We start from the raw sequence: 19,606 nt of genomic DNA on the forward strand, positions 1-19,606 counted from the left end.
ATATACTTCATCAGCACTCAAAGTCTTTCAAAGTGCCCACACAGTTTGTCTTCTCTATTCTTAATGAACTTCACCCTCAAGGTGTGCTGCGTATTCTACTCATTTCAGACTCAGTGTCAAACACTTTCTGCATTATTTTTAAAAAATGATGTCACACTGTTTATTGTAAGCGCAACTTAGCTATTCTACGCTTGCCAACTTGAATTATATAAGTTTGCCCCAGCGCCAGCTCCAGGCCTGGATCCTCAACCTTATTACCATCGATTTTTACTGCACCCTGCTTGATTAAGCGCATTGATTCTGAAGTGCTTTGGGTTAAATTTGCTTGTTTTAAAAGTTGCGCTAATGATAGTGAGTTTTGCAGTGTTACGATTTGTTCTTCTAAATCCTCAGGAATAACGCCCTTCTGAAAACGTTCAATAAAGTCGATATGAGCTTTCTCTGCTTGTTGTTGATCATGAAATCGTGTAACGATTTCCTTGGCAAACTCAATTTTGATGTCTCTGGGATTCGCACCCTGTAACACAGAATTTTTTAATGCTGCTATTTCATTTCCTGTTTTAAAACTTAATAAGTTGATATATCGCCACATTAGTTCATCAGAGATTGACATTATTTTACCAAACATTTCTGCAGCAGGTTCATTAATGCCTATATAATTATCCAGAGATTTAGACATTTTTTTGACCCCATCTAATCCCTCTATCAACGGAGTCATCATCACTACCTGGGGTTCAAAACCATAATGCTTTTGTAACTCACGCCCCATTAATAAGTTAAACTTCTGATCAGAGCCACCAAGCTCTACATCTGCTTTAAGTGCCACAGAATCATATCCCTGCAGTAATGGATATAAAAACTCATGGATTGCTATTGGTTGGTTGGAAATATAACGTTTATTAAAATCATCACGTTCCAACATACGCGCTACCGTATGTGTGGCTGCCAGACGAATTAAATCCACCGCACTAAATTGAGCAAGCCATTGCGAGTTAAACGCTACCCTTGTTTTCAGAGGGTCTAAAATTTTAAATACTTGTTCCTGGTATGTTTTGGCGTTTTCCAATACTGTTTCTTGGCTAAGAGGCAAGCGAGTGACATTTTTTCCGGTTGGATCACCAATCATTGCGGTGAAATCACCAATTAAAAAAATAACTTCATGGCCAAATTGTTGGAATTGTCTTAACTTATTAAGTAATACAGTATGTCCCAAATGCAAATCAGGTGCTGTCGGATCAAAACCCGCTTTAATTTTTAAACTGCCCCCTTTTTGTAATTTTTTTTCCAGATCATGCTCTGGAAGTACTTCCTCACACCCTCTTACTAGCTCAGAACACACTGAATCTTCAACTATCATCGCATCAAAACCTTTTAAATGATTGACCTATCTTCTCACACCGAGTATCTTAGCCCGGTTGGCAATTTCCTGCCATACCTAAAAAGCTGATTTAAGATAATTTGTCAGTCGAAATTGTCTCAGTGAAGACAATAGCATGCTTTCGAATGACAATGTATAGGCAAACAATGGATAAAAAACCTTATTTATACATCGAAAAACGAAGAACAAATAAAAATAAAAAAGCTAAGCCTTCTAAGGTATTAATGGGTTTTGCCTTGATTATTGCCTTTTTGTTGCCTTATTTTCTTGTAAAAAAATTTTCACATGACTCATATACCGAATCGACTATCCAGCCCATTTCATTACCTAACCAAGAAGAAGAGCAAGAAGAACAATATGATGACTATCAAGATCAAGGTGAAGATGATCTAAATGATGAAACCCCCATTGCCGAGGAACAAGCACCAGTTAATAAGGAAAGTAAACTGGAAATAATTGAAGATAGAGCCAAGGCAGTTGTTGAGAATGTCGTTAATGCAATAAAACCTGCCAAACAAATCGTTAAAGACAATGAATGGCAAACTATAAAGCCTCGCTCAGGTGATTCTATGGCCATTATATTTAAACGCCTAGGTCTAACCGCACAAAATTTACAGCTGGTACTGCAGAAAAATCCTCATGCTAAAGCACTTACAGCAATAAATCCTAAACAGGAGTTAAAGTTTTTAATTAATAAACATAAACTAGAAAAGTTAATCATCCCAATGAATAACATACAAACACTGACTGTTTATAGGGATGGAGCCGTTTATAAAACTAAAGTTGAATCTAAAAAGGTAACAACTAAAGAACGATACATTTCCGGTGTAGTTAAAGGTTCTCTGTATACTACAGCCCAAAGCTTAGGGATACCCAGGAAATTGATTCAACAAATGACTACTATTTTACGCAAGGAGATTGATTTTTCACGTTCGATTCGAAGTGGGGATCGATTTTCAATTGCTTATGAAAGTTTTTATGTAGAAGACAAAATGGTTGGTATCGGTGATGTTGTTGCCGTAAGCTATACCAATCAAGGAAAAACAGCGCAGGCTGTTCGCCATATTAGCAGAAATGGGAACCGTGATTATTATACTCCCAAAGGAGAAAGCTTTAAAAAGGCCTTTTCACGCTATCCCATCAAGTTTAGCCATATCAGTTCAACCTTTTCTGCCTCAAGACAACATCCTATATTACACTATAGAAGAGCACATAAAGGTGTTGATTTGGCAGCCCCAATTGGCACTCCTATTCAATCCGTAGGTGATGGGATCATTACAAACATTGGTCGTCATAACGGCTATGGCAATATGATTGAAATTAAACATGATAAAACATACAGTACGCTTTATGGGCACATGCTTCGCTTTGAAAAGGGGCTCTCCAAAGGCAGTAAAATAAGACGGGGGCAAGTCATAGGCTATGTAGGCCAAACAGGTCTGGCTACAGGGCCGCATTGTCATTATGAACTACATGTCCATAATCAACCAAGAAACCCAACCACAACGTACTTACCCACAGCATCTCCCGTGCCTGCCCGAGAAATGGCTGTATTTAAGGCAAAAACTCAAAAAATATTTGCACAATTCAAATTACTTGAAAATCCAAATTATGCGGATAAAAACAAAAAAAATACCCAACAAAAAAGGAAAACCAAAGTTGGTTAATGTGTAATTTCACATAAAAACGGAACTTCGCATATTTCCATTTTTGGGATTATACTAATTCTAAAGCTTATGCATCTGTATATTGAATGAAATGAAGTTCCTAATCCCTAGTCCCTTTTCACCACAGCCGATACCCCAGCATTCACCTCCAAGATGGATTTTATTCAAACCCTTTGTTGTCTTATCGCTTTTATTAACTTATGCGAATCCTGTTTATGCTATCCCTCCCCCAGAAACTTTAGCCTTTCTTGGAGGAAGCCTGATTTATTCGGGACTAATAGTGATTGGCCTTATAAGTATTTTCTTTAAATACATTTGGATAAAAACAAAGTTATACATGTTATGGCGTCTTTATCTGCCTTGGATTGTTTTCATACTTATACTATCAATTTTCGCTCTGAGTTTTTCAAAAATTCCTCCTATAGGCATTCAAAATACTCCTGTAACGGTTCAAATGATAAAAAATTGGAAAGACGCAAATTCTCAATTTGTCTTTATTGATTTACGTGATAGTGGTGAATACGACAAAATTCATATAGCAGGCTCCCTTAATTTTCCTGCGGGTACAGGTCTTAACGACTATTTAAAAAAGAATACTGACAAAAAAATCATTCTTTATTGTGACAATGGCTTCAAATCAGCAACTTTAAGCTGGTTAAATGCTGACCGAAGTTTATTAAAGCAAGCACTTGATGAGAAAAGACTTTTTTATTTTCCTGATGGACTATATCAGTTCATGACATTGGGTGAGCAAAGCCCCGCTTCTGTTGTGATTAATGTTCCGTGGGATTACGCACAATACTTATTAAAAAAAGCGCCATTTACCCTGCTTCAATTTCAAGAGGGTAATCAAGCATTACTAAAATACCAACAAGTTATTTCCCAGCAAGGTATCCCCATCATAAGTGATACACAATCTCATGATGAGCTTTCTGAGCAGTTAAATAAAAAATTCAAGAGTGTTAGCTCTTATTTTACCTCTAGTAATCAAATGCAATCGTTTCCAATAATAGGATTTTTAACGGTATTAAGCATTTTGTTTGCCACATTACTTTTCATCCGCCGTAAAGAATTATTTGCAAGTCTATTTGCTGAAGCTTCAGCATGGTATCAATGGGCCAATGTGCTGATAAGTCTTATTATGACGGTGCCTACTATCGCATTCAGTATGCAACTGAATATCCCCTTTGATGTCTATCTTTATAAAGTCGATCCCAATCTGCCTATGAATGCAGCTTATCTTATTCCAATTTATACGCTTTTTGTCTTGGTCTTGGGAATCTATCTTGTGTATCCCAAAAAAAATCGACTCGATTTTTTACGATATCGATTAACTTCTGTTTTCGCCCCTACTAAAAGCAAACTCACGGTGCGACAAATGTCATGGAGAGTGATCCTCATTCCCTGTGCATGCCTGTACGTGCTTTATTTAATCCCGCTTCCTTTATCAAGCATGTTGATTATTAGTATTTTTCTATTGGTTCCTCTTATTGTTGATTTGTTACTGTATGCGTTTATTCATCAGTTTAAAAATTCTGATGAACAGGCATTAAGTTTGCTGAAACAATGCCATTATGAGTGTCATTCTGGCGGAGACTCTTATATCCAAATAAATACCAACAGCGAACGCTCTTTAGGTACAATTGAGCTTACTATAGAGGATCAATCAATCTACTTAGGTTTATTCACCAGCTTTATTATCAACACTAATAAGCCCAGTCAAAGTGCATCGTTTCAGGAAAAGTATGATTTAAATGAAGGAAAACTCAAAAAACTGTCAGGTATGGCTCGAAATTTATTACTATTATTTCAACAAGATATACAGCTTACGCTTGATCAGGAACATCGTATTGCTTTAATTAGGTTACATCATAATCATCGTGACAGTAAGGTTTTAAATCGCCAGATTTTATTAAAACATTATCAAATCCTTCCAGGAATTATTCAGGATCAGCGATTTACCTCGTTACCATTACAAGAAACATTTACAAATCCATCACCACTATTGCTTAGTATGCTCAAACAACGTTGGGGTGATCAAGGTGGGTGTCTTAAGGCCTTGCGTAAATTAGGTTTGTTAATTAAAAAGAAGGAAATAACCCAAGAGCAGTTTCTTGTATTTTGCAATCAAATTTATATTGATAATGCATTTGAACAAGCAATTTTTTCCAGCAATAAATTGCTTGCGTGGATTCGTAACAAAGTAGTGCGATTGCAATTTCGCCTGGCTACAGAAAGCATCCTTCAAGATTACCATATGCTCATAGCCCCTAAGGCACAGTTAAGAATAATGAAACTTACTGAATATTTGCATCAGCCTTTATCGGTATGGATGTTGCAACAAATTCTGAAACGCGCGCTTACATCTTTGTACAAACAAAGTACCATGTGGCAATTTTATAGCAGCCTTTTGCACCAAGATGCATTTCGCCAACTGCAAATTGCAGCAACCAAAACATCATCTAATATATCGGAGTTACTTCACTCACCAATTGAAGCACCACAATCTATAGAAAACACTTCTTACTATCAGTTATCCGATCAATCAAACTTTAAAATAAATTTAAAGCAAAACTCAAACTCAAATCTTCGTGATTCTTTTTTAAAAACAGAATATGTACGCACTCTTTTGCGACAATTTCAGTTAAAAGAATGGCAACTCATAAATTTACTCCTGGAAAAGTTAACACAACAATTAGAATTACCCTTAAGCCTCACTTATTTAACATTGAATGAGTTCTGCTCATTGCCTAAGAAACGAAATACACTCATTAAATTATTGAATGACCGCTATACAACATGGAAGCTACAGAATGAGCATCAATTCCCCAATGCATTTTCATTACATGACATCGAGCAACTGCCTTTAAACACAACGGAAAAAATTGCAAATAGCCAATCGCAATCTACTGCACTTAGAGTCGCAGGGAAGCAGCGTATATGTAGCGGCACTGCAATAGTTTTTAAAGAAGGGCTTAATCTTGAAGCTCTAGAGCGATGCAGTATTTTAATTGCAGATAACCTCCTTCCAGAACAAATTCTTTCTTGCCAACACATTAAAGCCATCATTTTAAAAAAAGGAGGCTACCTAAGTCATAGCTCCATCATCGCGCGAGAAAAAAATATAGTCATGATTGCTCAATTTCCCATATCTACCATTGAGAATAAAGACAAATTAGTCATCCACTCAGGAAATCAAGTACGTATTTTGAAAAATAAACTCATTGAATGGGATTTCCTTGAAGCACAAAAGGATAACTTAACTATAGGCAATAAAGCCCAACGTTTGGCTGTATTGATCCATAATCAATTTAAAATTCCAGAAAGTATTCTTTTAAAACATAACACCATCAAGAAAATATATGATTTGGTTTCCTCCTCAAACCAAGATCCACTATGGCCGGAATATTTTGAAGAATTAAAGCAACTATTTGAGCTGGTATCAGAACAAACATCCATTATTGTACGCTCCTCTACTAATGTAGAAGATTCAAGCTTTTATAGTTATGCGGGTATATTTTACTCACAAGCAAATATCACCAGTGTAGAAGAATTTATTTCCGCACTCTGTGCTTCATGGAAAAATATGATACAGCGCCACGAACTTATCAAAGAATATAGTGGAGAAAATAAAATAAACCTGAACCTTATTATACAACCCTACATTAAGGGTCAAGCCGGTGGAGTATTATTTACCGAAAGTGAAATCGCTGAATTAATGTGTATTGAAGTAGCAAGCAATGGGATTGAAGGAGTTACGGAAGGTAATAGCGCTGTAGCATCATTACACATCAATGCAGAAGGCCAAACATTCTATGAGCAGGGTGAAAAAAGTATATTGACTCCCAAACAATACCGAGATTTATATCAATTAGGACGTCAGTTAGAAACATTATTCGGCAAAGCCCAAGATATCGAATGGATTATTGTAGATCAACAATTGTATGTGATTCAATGCAGAGACATTAGTGATAAGGGTCGCTTAATAGACAGTTCAACTACAAGTCATATATCCAATAACATTTAGAATGTTGCAATAAAGCAATTCCGGTAAATTCCCCATTTTTTCGAAAAAATTGTCGATAAATTCATCTATTTACCATTCCCTGCCAATATTACCCCACTCTTATTAACGCTCAGATGAATACGTTTAAAAGCACTCAGAAAAGCACTTAACAAGTTGATAAATAAAATTCATTATAATGTTTTGTAAGCCTAAATATGCCTAACTCAAAAGATGTAATCCAAGTACATCAAAACTTCCATCTATGGTATCACAATATAAACGTGAGGAACTCAATTTAGATCAAGTTATTACTATTCAGGATAATACTATCACCGTTGATTACCACAAATCGTCTGAAAGCTCTCTATAGATTTTGAATCCTGGCTTAAGGAAAATTCTGAGACAGGAGTTGTGTTGAGTGAAAATGCACATTACTCATAAAAGGTATAGCAACTTGTAAAAAATGAGGAGCTAAGGAGTCGATTTTTGGATTGTTACAATCAATCTCTAAATCGTTGTAATAAATTTGCTCCCAAAACAAAGGAAGAAGTTGCTGAAATGGTCAAAGAGTTAATGCCCGTATCTGAACAAAGAATATCTGAAAATAGAAATCCATTTATAGACCAACTCAATAAGGGAAAATTAAAAACAGACGCTAACCAATAAATAGCCATATATTGCGTTGGGCTTAAAAGTCCAACGTGATGCTTTGATTATAATTCAAATAAATAACGACAAACCATAACAGAGGCAATAATACCAGCTAAATCGGCTAATAAACCTGCAGGGATAGCATGCCGTGTACGGCGAATGCCTATAGAACCAAAATACACCGCAATAACGTAAAAAGTCGTCTCTGTACTTCCCATCATCGTTGCTGCAATCTTGGCAATCAATGAATCTCCACCGTATTGATTAATTAACTCCGCCATCAATCCAGTGGAAGCACTTCCCGAAAAAGGGCGAATCAATGCCAGAGGTAATACCTCTGGTGGCATGCCAATCATCTCCAGAAGTGGTGCAAGCAATTTCGCCATCAAGCTAAAAAAACCGGAAGCTCGCAGCATTCCAATAGCAACTATCATCGCAATAAGATAAGGGACTATATTTAAAATCGTATCAAAACCTTGTTTCGCGCCAACAATAAACGCATCAAATACATTAATTTTTTTGACTGCTGCAGCATATAATGGGATGCCAACTACAAAGGCTAAAAGCATCCAATTAGATAATTGATTCGCAAATCCACTCATAAACTTTTTGTCCTTTTAATACGAAACACAGGTAATTTAGCCAATTGTTTTACCGAAAAAACGGCCACTACCGTAGAAATTACTGTTGCAATTAATGAGCTAACAATCACACTACTAGGATTAGTACTCCCATTTGCCGCTAAGTATGCAATAGCAGTCGCAGGAATGAGTTGCACACTTGAAGTATTAATTGCCAAAAAAGTGCACATGGAATTTGTCGCAATTTTTGCATGTTCATTTAGAGTTTGGAGCTCTTTCATTGCCTGCAGCCCAAATGGAGTCGCGGCATTAGCTAACCCTAACATATTAGCAGCAATGTTCATCGTCATAGCTCCCATAGCAGGATGCTCTGGAGGAATATCAGGAAAGAGCCATTTTAAAATTGGCCGAAGCAACTTTCCCAATAGATTAACCAAGCCTGATTCTGTAGCAATGGACATAATTCCTAACCACAAGGACATTATTCCAGCCAAGCCAAGAGCTATTTCAAAACCTAATTTAGCAGAATCAGTAACAGCTCGGGCGACTTCATCGATTCGTCCCTCAATAATACCAACGATTACGGAAATAAATATCATACTTAGCCAAATTATATTCAGCATTCTTGCTTCCCTCCTCCGGGACAGGTTAATATGTACCTTTTATTAAGTTTTAAATTGAAAAACTCATGAAGTATACATTTATCCCTCTTAGACATTTGGTATTTATAACCTGCTTAAGCGCTTCTGTTGTTGGTTATAGTTTTGACTCCAGTGCCACTGAGAAACAGGCTAACTCCTCAATAGAAGAACTATACCACAGACTAAATAGCATGCCGAATAATTCGATGCCTCAAAGAATTGATTGGATCAGTGGTCAATTTTTAGGAGTACCTTATTTACTGGGTTCATTAGGAGAAGGTCCTAAAGCATCATACGATCAATTTCCACAATATAGGGTTGACGCCTTTGATTGTGATACCTATGTCAACACTGTTTTGTCTTTAGCATTAGCAAACTCACTTACATCGTTTCAACAATGTGTAAAAAATATCCGCTATAAAAACGGGACTGTTTCTTACATACAACGCAATCATTTTACAGGTCTAGATTGGAATCAAAATAATCAACAAAGCGGACTTCTGAAAGACATTACCCTAAACTTCAAAGATCAAAACCATCAATCAGTTGCTAAAATTGCTGAGGCCGTAATTAATAAACCCAATTGGTACGCCTATAAAACTATTGATACAATTAGACTGGAAAATGGGAATAAAGAAACTACTGAAAAGCGCCTGGATGAATTGAAAAATGAAGGCTCCAAATTGGAAATTACTTCAGAACGAGTTCCTTATTTACCCTTCACAGCTTTATTTCCTGAAAAAAATAAGCCCAATATGCACTTATTTGCACAAATCCCTAATGGTGCAATCATTGAAATAGTTCGTCCAAATTGGGATCTCAGTCAAAAAATTGGTACATCATTAAATATTTCACATTTAGGATTCGCGATTCGCGATAAAGGGCAATTGTACTTTCGACAAGCATCATCAGATTATGGCAAAGTAGTTGATGTGCCATTGATTGAATACCTTGAAAAAACGCTAGATAGCCCTACAATTAAAGGCATCAATGTTCAAGTAGTGTTGCCACAAAAACCATTAACAAACTGTAAAACATCTACTTAACAATTAGGATCTAAAAAATGAATTACGGATTAACCTCTAAACCCAGTTTGTCTGCTAGTGAATGCCTTGTACTTGGAGTATTTTCTGATACAGAGCTTCCTGATTTTGCCCTGAATATAGATAAAGAGCATCGTGGATTGATGAACAACCTGATTAACAAAGCAACAGAACCAGGCGATCTGCGTTGGCATCACAATTCACACGAAAGTATATTAATAATACAATGTGGTGAAAAAAATAAATTTAATTCGAACCAGTTACAAAAACGCTTAACAGATGTAATGGGTGCCTTAATAAAACATCGTATCAGCTCTGCAACTTTATGCATACCGCAAATTAGTGACTATTCTCCAGATCAGCAGCTGGAACAGATGATCGTCCTACTAGATAATCAACGTTATCAACTATTAGATTTCAAAAAGAAAAAAGCAAATCCACATCAACTAGAAACAATTACTTTTTATTTACCTAATGCCAGTGAGCAGTGTATAGAACTAGGTAAAGCTATTGCCACTGGGGTTGAACTAACCCGCCATTTGGCAAATATGCCCGCTAATATTTGTACTCCTACGTATCTTGGTGAGCAATCACTTCAGTTGGCAAAAGAGTTTCCTCATGAAATAAGCTGTAAAGTCATGGGGGCAGAAGAGATGCGTGAAATGGGTATGGGAACGTTACTCGCGGTCGCACAAGGATCAGCTCAACCGCCAAAACTTATAGACATTCACTATCAAGGAGCAGGAAACAATCCACCGATTGTTCTTGTCGGAAAAGGCATCACTTTTGATTCAGGTGGTTTATCCATCAAACCGGCTAATGCTATGGATGAAATGAAATATGATATGTCTGGGGCTGCCAGCGTACTAGGAGCAATAAAAGCCTGTGCCCTGCTTAAACTTCCAATAAATGTCATCGGCTTAATTGCAAGTGCTGAAAATATGGTGAGCAGTACGTCAGTCAAATCAGGAGACATTGTTACTAGCATGTCTGGGCAGACTGTTGAAATTATTAATACTGATGCTGAAGGCCGTCTTGTACTAGCAGATGCGCTCACTTATGCTGAGCGTTATAAACCTGAATTTGTCATTGATGTTGCTACTCTAACGGGTGGCATTATTGTCGCTTTAGGGACAGTTGCGTCAGGTTTTATGACTCAAGATGAGGAGCTAGCCCAACTCATAGAAAAAGCTGCAAAAGAAAGTAATGATCGGGTATGGCGTATGCCGTTAGATGACGCTTACCAAGATGCACTTGAAAGCCCATTAGCAGATATGATCAATGCTGGTTTTGATAGAACAGCAAGTAGTATTACTGCAGCATGTTTCCTATCTCGTTTTACCGAAAAATATCGTTGGGCGCATATAGATATTGCAGGCACTGCTTGGATTTTTGGTAAAAATCGTAATGCTACCGGTAGGCCAGTTCCTTTATTAGTTCAAATTTTACGCCATGCAGCCAATTCGCATTGATTTTTACCTGTTAACCAACGAGCAGCATAATGCTCGTTGGTTACTCGCATGTCGCCTCTTAGAAAAAGCCTATGTTAAAGGACATAAGGTTTATGTCTTGTGCGCTAATAAACAAGATGCTGAATTTCTTGATGAGCTCTTATGGACTTTCAAAGAAGACAGCTTTATTCCTCATCATCTGCAAGGCGAGGGGCCCGAACCGCCCCCCCCAATACAGATTGGATATGAGCGGGAACCAAGGGGATTTAATGATATTTTATTGAACCTTTCAAATAATATCCCCTCATTTTACTCTAAGTTTAAGCGTATCATGGAAATAGTACTAAATAGTGAGGCAGAAAAAGAACAAAGCCGTGCTCATTATAGAAGTTATAAAGCCAATGGATGTGAATTATTTACACATCTAATGAAATAGATTATTTCAATAACTTACTGAGGCGTGTTGACGCCTTAATAAACTGATACAAAAGGGAGCATTGTTCCTATTCAACTTGGGTGTCTACTGTTAATTTTTATTGTATTTTAAGCGCATTGGCTCATAGTGAATTTTCCTTCACTCTAGAAAATCAGAACAATAAAACCTCTCCTATAATATATGTATAGTATTTTTAATGTTTCGAGATAAGTAATGCCTGCTTCTGATGTCACACAATTATTATCGCAGATACAAACCGCTCAAGAAGAGTTGAAAAAAAAAGCAATTATTCCTAACCTACCTGTGCAACTGCAAACAGATATTATAAATTTATGTACAGAGACAAGTTCTCGTTTAGAGCAATTAGGCAGTAATATGGAAGATTCTTTAAACGATCTGCAAACCATAAAAGAAAATTTAGATAAAACTAATTTTCTTGTTGATAGTGTAAAGTTAACACTCATAGCAAAAGAAAGTAATCCTACATTCTTAGCTAAATTATCTAATGAAACGAGGCGTATTGGCGATACTTTTAACGAGATGACGTTTGATACTTCCAGATCTGCAAGCAACAAATTGCTTACTTGCATGAAATCAGTCGTTACTACTTGTCTAGATACAGCAATTGGAGCAAGTAAAGGAATGAGGCAAGGTTTCGTTGAAAATGAAGGACTTTCTAAAACTCTGGGAGGTGTTCTACAAGGTGCTACTATGGGTGCAGCATTAGGAGGCTCAAGAGGATTTGCAGATTCATTTTTGAACGATAGAGATAAAGCAAAACAAATGATTGCAAACCTAAGAGAAGATCATGGTAATGAACTCTTGGTACTTTATGAAAAAATTAAAAATGATAAAGACCCTGCACTTAACGCCAATAAAGCACGAATTGAAATTTTAAAAGAAGAAGGAAAATATTTGTCTGAATTAGAAAGTCGCTTAAATAGTGAACCAAAGCCTGATGAAAAAACGTGCTCTGAAATTGTAGGCTCATTACGTGTTTTATCTCTAGCTAGCGCAGGATCCTCATTGATGCATACAGCATTAGAAGTTATCCATGATTTTAGCTCTCCTCAAAAATTTGGAGGTTTAGAGGGAACCCAGGCACTAGAGAAATTAGGAAAGGATGTAGTTAGTGCAGCTAAAAATTTTAATGCGATTTTAGATGACTCCCAAACCTCTTTACCTTCCAAACTATTTAGTATCACTAAAGCCTTTGCTAAGGCTACCTGGGAGGGGGTAAAAGGCTCTATGAAAGGTATGGTAGACGGATTTCAGGAAGGAAAAGGGCTTTCAACCATAGGAAGTACAATAAAAGGGGCATTATTTGGTGGTTTCTCTGGTCTTGCCAATGGATTTAACCAATCGATTGAAAAAGACCTGACAGAGAAACAAGAAAAAGCTGATATTTTATTAGGAGCCCCTTCAAGTAGTTCCACACGAATCGATATCAGTATCACTCAGGATCATGGCAGTGTTAGCAACAAAGACGATAATTTGGGGCACAAAGACGAGCTTGGTAAAGGTCTTAAATACTCTTAAAGATCATCTACGGTGTATTGACAATTGGCATCACCTAATCTGAATCAATAAAAAACTGGAATAATGCGCTTTTGTCTGACTTCATAATCCATTAAGATATGAGTCAATCTTTGAGAGTAGTCTCACAAACTGGTAACTTCTTTGATTAATCCCAAAGTACATCTTTATTTCTTTTAATGGCTGCTTCTAATAAATGAATCAAAGGAATGGCACGCTTTTTCAAACTGATGTGTGCCTCGTTTTCCTCATCATCCTCTTCTGCTTTATTCTCCTTGCCTAGACCCTCCTGTAATCTTTTCAAAGCCTCAGGAAGATCCGCGGATTTGATTGCTCCTGGGATAGTGCCACTATGCCCCATTAGAGAAAGTAAACCCTTGGCAATATCCGCAAAATACATAATGTCTTCATAAGCATCGGTATGAAAAGTAACTAACATCACAATCTCCTTTTAATTTTTTTCATCCTGTAATTATCCGTAAGTTTGCAATAAATATGCTGCAATTGTACGAAATCCCATTGCTTCTCCCCCCTCTGGTTTACCCGGCTTACTGCTTAAATTCCATGCCATAATATCAAGATGTATCCAGGGAATAGTCTTTGACACAAATCGCTGCAAAAATAACCCTGCAACAATCGCTCCTGCATACGGATGATCGCTAGCATTGCTTAAATCAGCTACATTGGAGCGCAGGATCTCTTCATAAGCATCAAATAACGGCAAACGCCAAACAGGATCGACTGCTTTCAAAGAAACATCACTCACTTCTTTAGCAAGTTTATTGTCATTCGTAAAAAAAGCAGCAATTTCACTTCCCACTGAAACTCGTGCGGCACCTGTTAACGTAGCAAAATCAATTAGTAATTCAGGTTGTTCTTCACATGCTTTTACTAAAGCATCAGCCAAAATCAAACGGCCTTCAGCATCAGTATTATGTACTTCTACAGTTAAACCGTTACGCATGGTTAAAACATCCCCAGGTCTAAATGCATCAGGCCCTATAGAATTTTCTACTGCAGGAATCAGCATGTGTAATCGAACAGGTAATTTTCGCATCATAACCCACTGTGCAAGACCGATTACATGTGCCGCCCCTCCCATGTCTTTCTTCATAAGACGCATTCCATAGGCTGATTTAATGTCCAAACCACCGCTATCAAAACATACTCCTTTTCCTACCAGCGTAATACGAGGGTGTTTCTCATCGCCCCAAGTTAAGGACAACAAACGGGGCGCAGATTTGGAAGCGCGTCCTACAGCATGGATGGCAGGAAAGTTATCCTTGATTAATTCATCTCCAACCCATTGTTTAAATTGAGCATTATGTGTAGTAGCTAATTGCTCAACCACCTCAGCCATCTCTTTTGGCCCTAAATCACTTGTTGGTTTATTAATTAAATCTCGAACTAAAAATTGAGCTTGTACTAGATTTAAGAGATCATTTAAATCATCTGAATTGACCACCAAAACCCGTGGATCAGTTTCTTTTTTCTTATAAGCTTCAAAACAATATTGCGCTAAAGCCCAATTCATTAACGCTTCCTGGGAACAGAAACCTTGTACTTGATAAGTACCAGGAGGAAGTAATAGAGCTGCATTTGCCATAGCTTGAGGCTGGTTTTCATCTCCACAGCCTATATAAACTTTATCAATGAGTCCATCTGCATTAAAGATGGAACAAGAATCACCTATGTTTCCATTAAACTGATGTAAAGCAAAACAATTTCGCTCCGCAGACGTTAGTTTGCTACTCTGTTCTTCCCACTGCCCCTGTGAAATCAAATAAAGAGGAATAGCTCTATCACCCTGAGTTTCATAAAATATTTTTGCTTGCATATTTCTTATTCCTTCACTTGGCCACGAAAATGAGAAGCTCTTAACCCCGTTAATCCTAAAACCAATAAATAAATAACTACTGCCACCAAAACATGTAGTGATAATACACTTAGACGTTTTATTGGAGAAAAACTAAGCCAGTAACTTACTGTTCCAGTCGTGAATATTAAATAAACACTAATTGCAATATTAGCACAAATCAATTGAATACTGTATTTTAACCATCCTGAAGAATGTTTGAATACCCCTCGTTTAATCAGTAAATACAATAAACTGCCACAGTTTATATAACCTGCTAACGCAGAAGCCAAAGTCAAACCAGCATGAGCAAAATATCTAATAAACAAAAAACATAATAAAGTATTCATTATCATACTAATAGCGCCTACTTTAACTGGGGTACTGATATCTTGTTGTGCATAAAAACCTGAAGCCAAAACTTTAACCATCATAAAAGCAGGAACACCTGCGCCAAGAGTAATTAAACTCTTCTGGGTTTGTAGCACATCATAGGCTGAAAATTTACCATAAGCAAAACAACTGGCAATCAAAGGCATTGCAAATAGGCATAACCCCAAACCTGCAGGAATTCCAATCAGCAAAATTAATCGTAATCCCCAATCCAGGGCACTCGAATATTGGCTTATACTTTGTTCAGAATACCTTCTAGACAAATGAGGCAAAATTACAGTAGCAACAGCCACCCCAAAAACACCTAACGGAAAATCGGTGAGGCGATCGGTGTAATACAACCAGGAAACACTGCCTACCTTTAAAAAAGATGCAAAAATACTATCAACCATTAGATTAAGCTGGGCTATAGAAACGCCAAATAAAGCGGGTATCATTAATTTTAGTACTTTATTCACCCCTGCATCATCTCTAACTACACGCGGTCTTACCAATAAACTACGTTGATGCAAAAAAGGAATTTGAAAAAGCAATTGTATAATTCCCGCGATTAGTACCCCCCACGCCAAACCTACTACCGGGGTTGGTAAATGAGGGCATAAATAAATCGCCGCAAGAATCATACAGATATTAAGTAAGACTGGAGTAAATGCGGGGATTGCAAAATATCCATAAGTATTTAACACTGCTCCAGCCATAGCCGTTAAAGAAACTAACATTAAAAACGGAAAAGTAATTCGCAGCATCTCAGTAGCTAATACAGCACGACTACTATCGTGGTTAAATCCAGGAGCAAACAAAAAGATAATGACAGGCGCAGCAAATATTCCAATTAAAGTAACAACACTGAGAATTGATCCTAAATATCCAGCAATACGCGCAATAAAAACACGAACGTCTTCCGGTGTACGTGTTTTTTGATACTCTGCGAGTACCGGCACAAATGCCTGGGCAAAAGCCCCTTCTGCAAATAAGCGACGCATAAAATTAGGAATACGGAATGCAACAAAAAAAGCATCCATACCGGCTTGGGCACCAAAAAAATTGGCGAGAACCATATCACGCACAAACCCAACAACACGTGAAATAAAAGTCATCACTGATACTAACGTAGTTGAGCGCAATAAGCTTTGTCGTTTAGGTACCATATTTTTTGCATCGGTTACTGACATAATTTTAAACATAAAACTAAAGATATATTATGATATACCTAAATCCTTCCTCTTACATAATCTTATGAAGTATGAGATATACAACAACCTTTTATCATCCAGAAACATCTAAAGCAAAATAATATTTTATTCAACGAACTCAATGTTATTATCTATTTTCACGACATAAACAGCAAATGAATGCTATTTATGTCGAATGTGACTCAACTCTATTTAGACAATTTAAATAGGATAGTGTTGCTGTATGGAAGATTATAGCTTTGCGCCTGGGGTAATATTATTTAATTGATTTTCGATAATTTGGGTAATATCCCCAAACATTTTTTGGCATGACTCTTTGTTTCCAGAAGACTGCTGATAAATAACATTCACTAAAAAAGCAGATAATGCATTACATACCATTTTTTGATTACGGAAATGAGGAGGTAGTTTTTCCATAGATTCGGCTAAAGAAGAATATAAATTTTGTCCTATAAAATTCATTATTCGTGAGTAATCCTCTGCAGCAGGTTTGTCCACCGTGGTTTCTTCAATATTGTCTTTCATTAAATATCCTGTAAATTTTGGATGGAATTTGCAACACAATTATAGAGCCCCAAAAAACGAAACACAATAAAGATCTCTGGATAAAATCTGACCCTGTAATGCAACCAGAAAAATGAAGATTTTCTACATGCAGTTATTTTGGTGATATGGGAATGAAAATTGGTTTTCTCATGAGCAAACCAATAAATTATATTGACAATTTATATCTTGTTGTGCATGATCATCATCTTTTGTACCTACTGAATGAGTGGAGATTTTTAAGTGGCAAATATTAAATCAGCAATCAAACGCGCTCGCCAAAACATCAAACTGCGCCAACATAATGCCAGTGCACGTTCTATGTTCCGCACTTACATCAAAAATGTGCTAAAAGCTGTTGAATCAGGTGATAAAGAAGCTGCTCTTGCAGCCTATACTAAAGCACAGCCTGTTATTGACAAAGCAGCAGGAAAGGGTTTGATTCATAAAAATAAAGCTGCTCGAATTAAAAGCCGTTTAGTAGCACGTGTAAAGGGAATGTCAGCGTAATTACCTGAATTTATAATAACACGAACTGGTAACATACCAGTTCGTTTATTATGTGTAGCAAACAGCCTAAGCAATCTCAGTTTCCCAATACCAATACTTTGTTGCCCGGAAAGATGCGTTTTTTGATAATAAGTCGTGTCATCATCACATCTAACTTGAACTGAAAAAGCATCGAAGCTGTTTCAGAACTTAGTAAGATATTCTCATCAAACAACTTTTGAATAATTTGCTACTTTCCATTTTCTAGCTAACTCATAAGCTTTTTGTGCCGCTTCGTATTGCCCGTTTTTTTCCGCTACATCAATGAAACTAATAAACGTGATTTCATTAGCCAATCTCATTTCTTTCGCTAATTCAAAAGCTCTTTGTGCTGCCTCAAACTGTCTATTTTTCCCTGCTATGTGAATGAAACAATTAAATGTAACTTCATTGACCAGTTTCCATTCTTTAGCTAACTCAAAAGCATCTTGAGCTGCTTCAAACTCTCCATTTTTCCCTGCTAAATCAATAAAACTTGCAAATGTGACCGGATCGAGTAATCTTTCTTCTTGAGCTTGTGCGAATGCATTTTGTGCTGCTGCAAACTGTCTATTCTTTCCCGCAGCATTAATGAAACTATTAAAAGTGACCTGATTTGCCAGGTTCTTAATTTTAGCTAATTCAAAAGTACTTTGCGCTATTTCGAATCGTCCATTTTTACCCGCCGCATCAATGAAACTTGCAAAAGTAACTTCATTAGCAAGGTTACAGTTTTTAGCTAATTCAAAAGCATGATGCGCCAATTCAAATCGACCATTTTTACCTGCTGCATCAATAAAACTAGAAAAAGTAGCTTCATTGAGTAATTTAAATTTTTTTGCTAATTCAAATGTATTTTGTACCACTTCAAATTGTCCGTGTTTTCCAGCCACATCAATAAAAGTCGCATAGGTAATTGCATTGGTTAAATTCCATTTTTTGGCCAGCTCAAATGCATTTTGTGCTGCATGGAATTGCCCACTTTTTCCTGCAACAACAATGAAACTATTAAATGTAATCTCATTAATTAACTTTTTTGTTTTAGCAAACTCAAAAGCGTGTTTTGCAGCTTCAAACTTTCTATTTTTTCCTGCCATTGTGATAAAACTATTAATACTGGCTTCATTAGCTACCTGTTTAGCGATTAATAAATTATAAACGGCACATATGAAATCCCAATTTCTATTAAATTTATTCATTAATTGATTACAAACAACTACATCGATACTGTTTTCAGGTGCGTTTTTTAAAAGAGATAAAATAGGTGATACATTTTTTTGATACGCAATATTTTTACTCAATGTTATCGCACCCTTAATATCCTTTTGCATTGTTACCTTATCCCCTAAAATTTTTATTAATTCCTCAAACATAATAACCTCACTATCTAGTAGTATTGCTGTTTTTTAGACACAAGGACATTGATGATCTTCTATCCCATATGTATCATTTTCACACACAATACTTAACCCCGAGTGATATCGAAATGAATAAAACGACTGGTGTATTACCTGACGGAATAGAAAGTAAGTTACGAAAAGATTGAATTATTTATTATTTTGAAATTGAGTTGTAGGTGTGCACACCTAAATGAAAATTGATATGTTCGCGAATATTTCAAATATATTAAAGCAAAAGATGTCACTTCTACAACTTTTGCTTACCTAGACATCCTGAATCAAACGATTACCCAATCAAGTTTTC

Annotated in this window: 16 protein-coding genes; 8 read left to right on the top strand and 8 right to left on the bottom strand. The window is 36.6% G+C overall.

Annotation, left to right across the window (positions count from 1 at the left end):
• Positions 1–160: 160 nt before the first annotated feature.
• Positions 161–1,357 (bottom strand): tyrosine--tRNA ligase, encoded by a 1,197-nt coding sequence (gene tyrS, locus EKG34_RS17550; RefSeq protein ID WP_003635505.1) that lies wholly within the window; start codon positions 1,355–1,357, stop codon positions 161–163.
• A 167-nt stretch (positions 1,358–1,524) separates the two neighbouring features.
• Between tyrS and EKG34_RS17555 the strand changes: the two genes are divergently transcribed.
• The 3 genes from EKG34_RS17555 (at position 1,525) to EKG34_RS17565 (ending at position 7,717) form a co-directional block, all read left to right on the top strand.
• Positions 1,525–3,045, top strand: coding sequence for a M23 family metallopeptidase (locus EKG34_RS17555; RefSeq protein WP_003635503.1), 1,521 nt, complete (start codon positions 1,525–1,527; stop codon positions 3,043–3,045).
• A 91-nt stretch (positions 3,046–3,136) separates the two neighbouring features.
• Positions 3,137–7,072 (top strand): rhodanese-like domain-containing protein, encoded by a 3,936-nt coding sequence (locus tag EKG34_RS17560; protein ID WP_012979341.1) that lies wholly within the window; start codon positions 3,137–3,139, stop codon positions 7,070–7,072.
• Between the two features lie 465 nt (positions 7,073–7,537).
• Positions 7,538–7,717, top strand: a complete 180-nt coding sequence (locus EKG34_RS17565; protein WP_012979342.1) for a hypothetical protein — start codon at positions 7,538–7,540, stop codon at positions 7,715–7,717.
• A gap of 47 nt (positions 7,718–7,764) precedes the next feature.
• Here EKG34_RS17565 and EKG34_RS17570 read toward each other — a convergent pair whose 3' ends face one another.
• Positions 7,765–8,304, bottom strand: coding sequence for a spore maturation protein (locus tag EKG34_RS17570; protein WP_003635499.1), 540 nt, complete (start codon positions 8,302–8,304; stop codon positions 7,765–7,767).
• Positions 8,301–8,906, bottom strand: a complete 606-nt coding sequence (locus EKG34_RS17575) for a nucleoside recognition domain-containing protein (RefSeq protein ID WP_003635496.1) — start codon at positions 8,904–8,906, stop codon at positions 8,301–8,303. Before EKG34_RS17575 ends, EKG34_RS17570 begins: the two co-directional genes overlap by 4 nt.
• A gap of 65 nt (positions 8,907–8,971) precedes the next feature.
• Between EKG34_RS17575 and EKG34_RS17580 the strand changes: the two genes are divergently transcribed.
• The 4 genes from EKG34_RS17580 to EKG34_RS17595 all read left to right on the top strand — a co-directional run bounded on the left by EKG34_RS17580 (position 8,972) and on the right by EKG34_RS17595 (position 13,393).
• Positions 8,972–9,970: an N-acetylmuramoyl-L-alanine amidase-like domain-containing protein gene (locus EKG34_RS17580; protein WP_003635494.1), complete on the top strand. Its 999-nt coding sequence runs from the start codon at positions 8,972–8,974 to the stop codon at positions 9,968–9,970.
• Between the two features lie 17 nt (positions 9,971–9,987).
• The gene (locus tag EKG34_RS17585; RefSeq protein ID WP_003635493.1) at positions 9,988–11,439 is read left to right on the top strand and encodes a leucyl aminopeptidase; all 1,452 of its coding nucleotides are present in this window, start codon (positions 9,988–9,990) and stop codon (positions 11,437–11,439) included.
• Positions 11,420–11,854, top strand: a complete 435-nt coding sequence (locus EKG34_RS17590) for a DNA polymerase III subunit chi (protein WP_003635490.1) — start codon at positions 11,420–11,422, stop codon at positions 11,852–11,854. Before EKG34_RS17585 ends, EKG34_RS17590 begins: the two co-directional genes overlap by 20 nt.
• 213 nt (positions 11,855–12,067) lie before the next feature.
• Complete coding sequence (locus EKG34_RS17595; protein WP_003635488.1) at positions 12,068–13,393, top strand: hypothetical protein; 1,326 nt, start codon at positions 12,068–12,070, stop codon at positions 13,391–13,393.
• Positions 13,394–13,538: 145 nt separating this feature from the next.
• Here the strand turns inward: EKG34_RS17595 and EKG34_RS17600 are convergent, their stop codons facing one another.
• From EKG34_RS17600 to EKG34_RS17615, 4 genes are all read right to left on the bottom strand, one after another.
• Positions 13,539–13,829 carry a DUF1840 domain-containing protein gene (locus EKG34_RS17600; RefSeq protein WP_003635486.1) on the bottom strand — a complete coding sequence of 97 codons (291 nt, stop codon included), beginning with the start codon at positions 13,827–13,829 and terminating at the stop codon, positions 13,539–13,541.
• A 33-nt stretch (positions 13,830–13,862) separates the two neighbouring features.
• A complete protein-coding gene (locus tag EKG34_RS17605; protein ID WP_003635483.1) occupies positions 13,863–15,227 on the bottom strand; it encodes a leucyl aminopeptidase family protein in 1,365 nt (454 codons plus the stop codon).
• Between the two features lie 5 nt (positions 15,228–15,232).
• Positions 15,233–16,810: a murein biosynthesis integral membrane protein MurJ gene (gene murJ / locus EKG34_RS17610; protein WP_003635481.1), complete on the bottom strand. Its 1,578-nt coding sequence runs from the start codon at positions 16,808–16,810 to the stop codon at positions 15,233–15,235.
• Positions 16,811–17,062: 252 nt separating this feature from the next.
• The gene (locus EKG34_RS17615; RefSeq protein ID WP_003635478.1) at positions 17,063–17,356 is read right to left on the bottom strand and encodes a hypothetical protein; all 294 of its coding nucleotides are present in this window, start codon (positions 17,354–17,356) and stop codon (positions 17,063–17,065) included.
• A 261-nt stretch (positions 17,357–17,617) separates the two neighbouring features.
• Here EKG34_RS17615 and rpsT point away from each other — a divergent pair, with 261 nt between their 5' ends.
• Positions 17,618–17,884, top strand: coding sequence for a 30S ribosomal protein S20 (rpsT, locus tag EKG34_RS17620; RefSeq protein ID WP_003635474.1), 267 nt, complete (start codon positions 17,618–17,620; stop codon positions 17,882–17,884).
• Positions 17,885–18,090: 206 nt separating this feature from the next.
• Here rpsT and EKG34_RS17625 read toward each other — a convergent pair whose 3' ends face one another.
• A complete protein-coding gene (locus EKG34_RS17625; RefSeq protein ID WP_003635473.1) occupies positions 18,091–19,275 on the bottom strand; it encodes a pentatricopeptide repeat-containing protein in 1,185 nt (394 codons plus the stop codon).
• Between the last annotated feature and the right edge of the window lie 331 nt (positions 19,276–19,606).

Source organism: Legionella longbeachae, assembly GCF_004283175.1.
GTDB lineage: Bacteria > Pseudomonadota > Gammaproteobacteria > Legionellales > Legionellaceae > Legionella > Legionella longbeachae.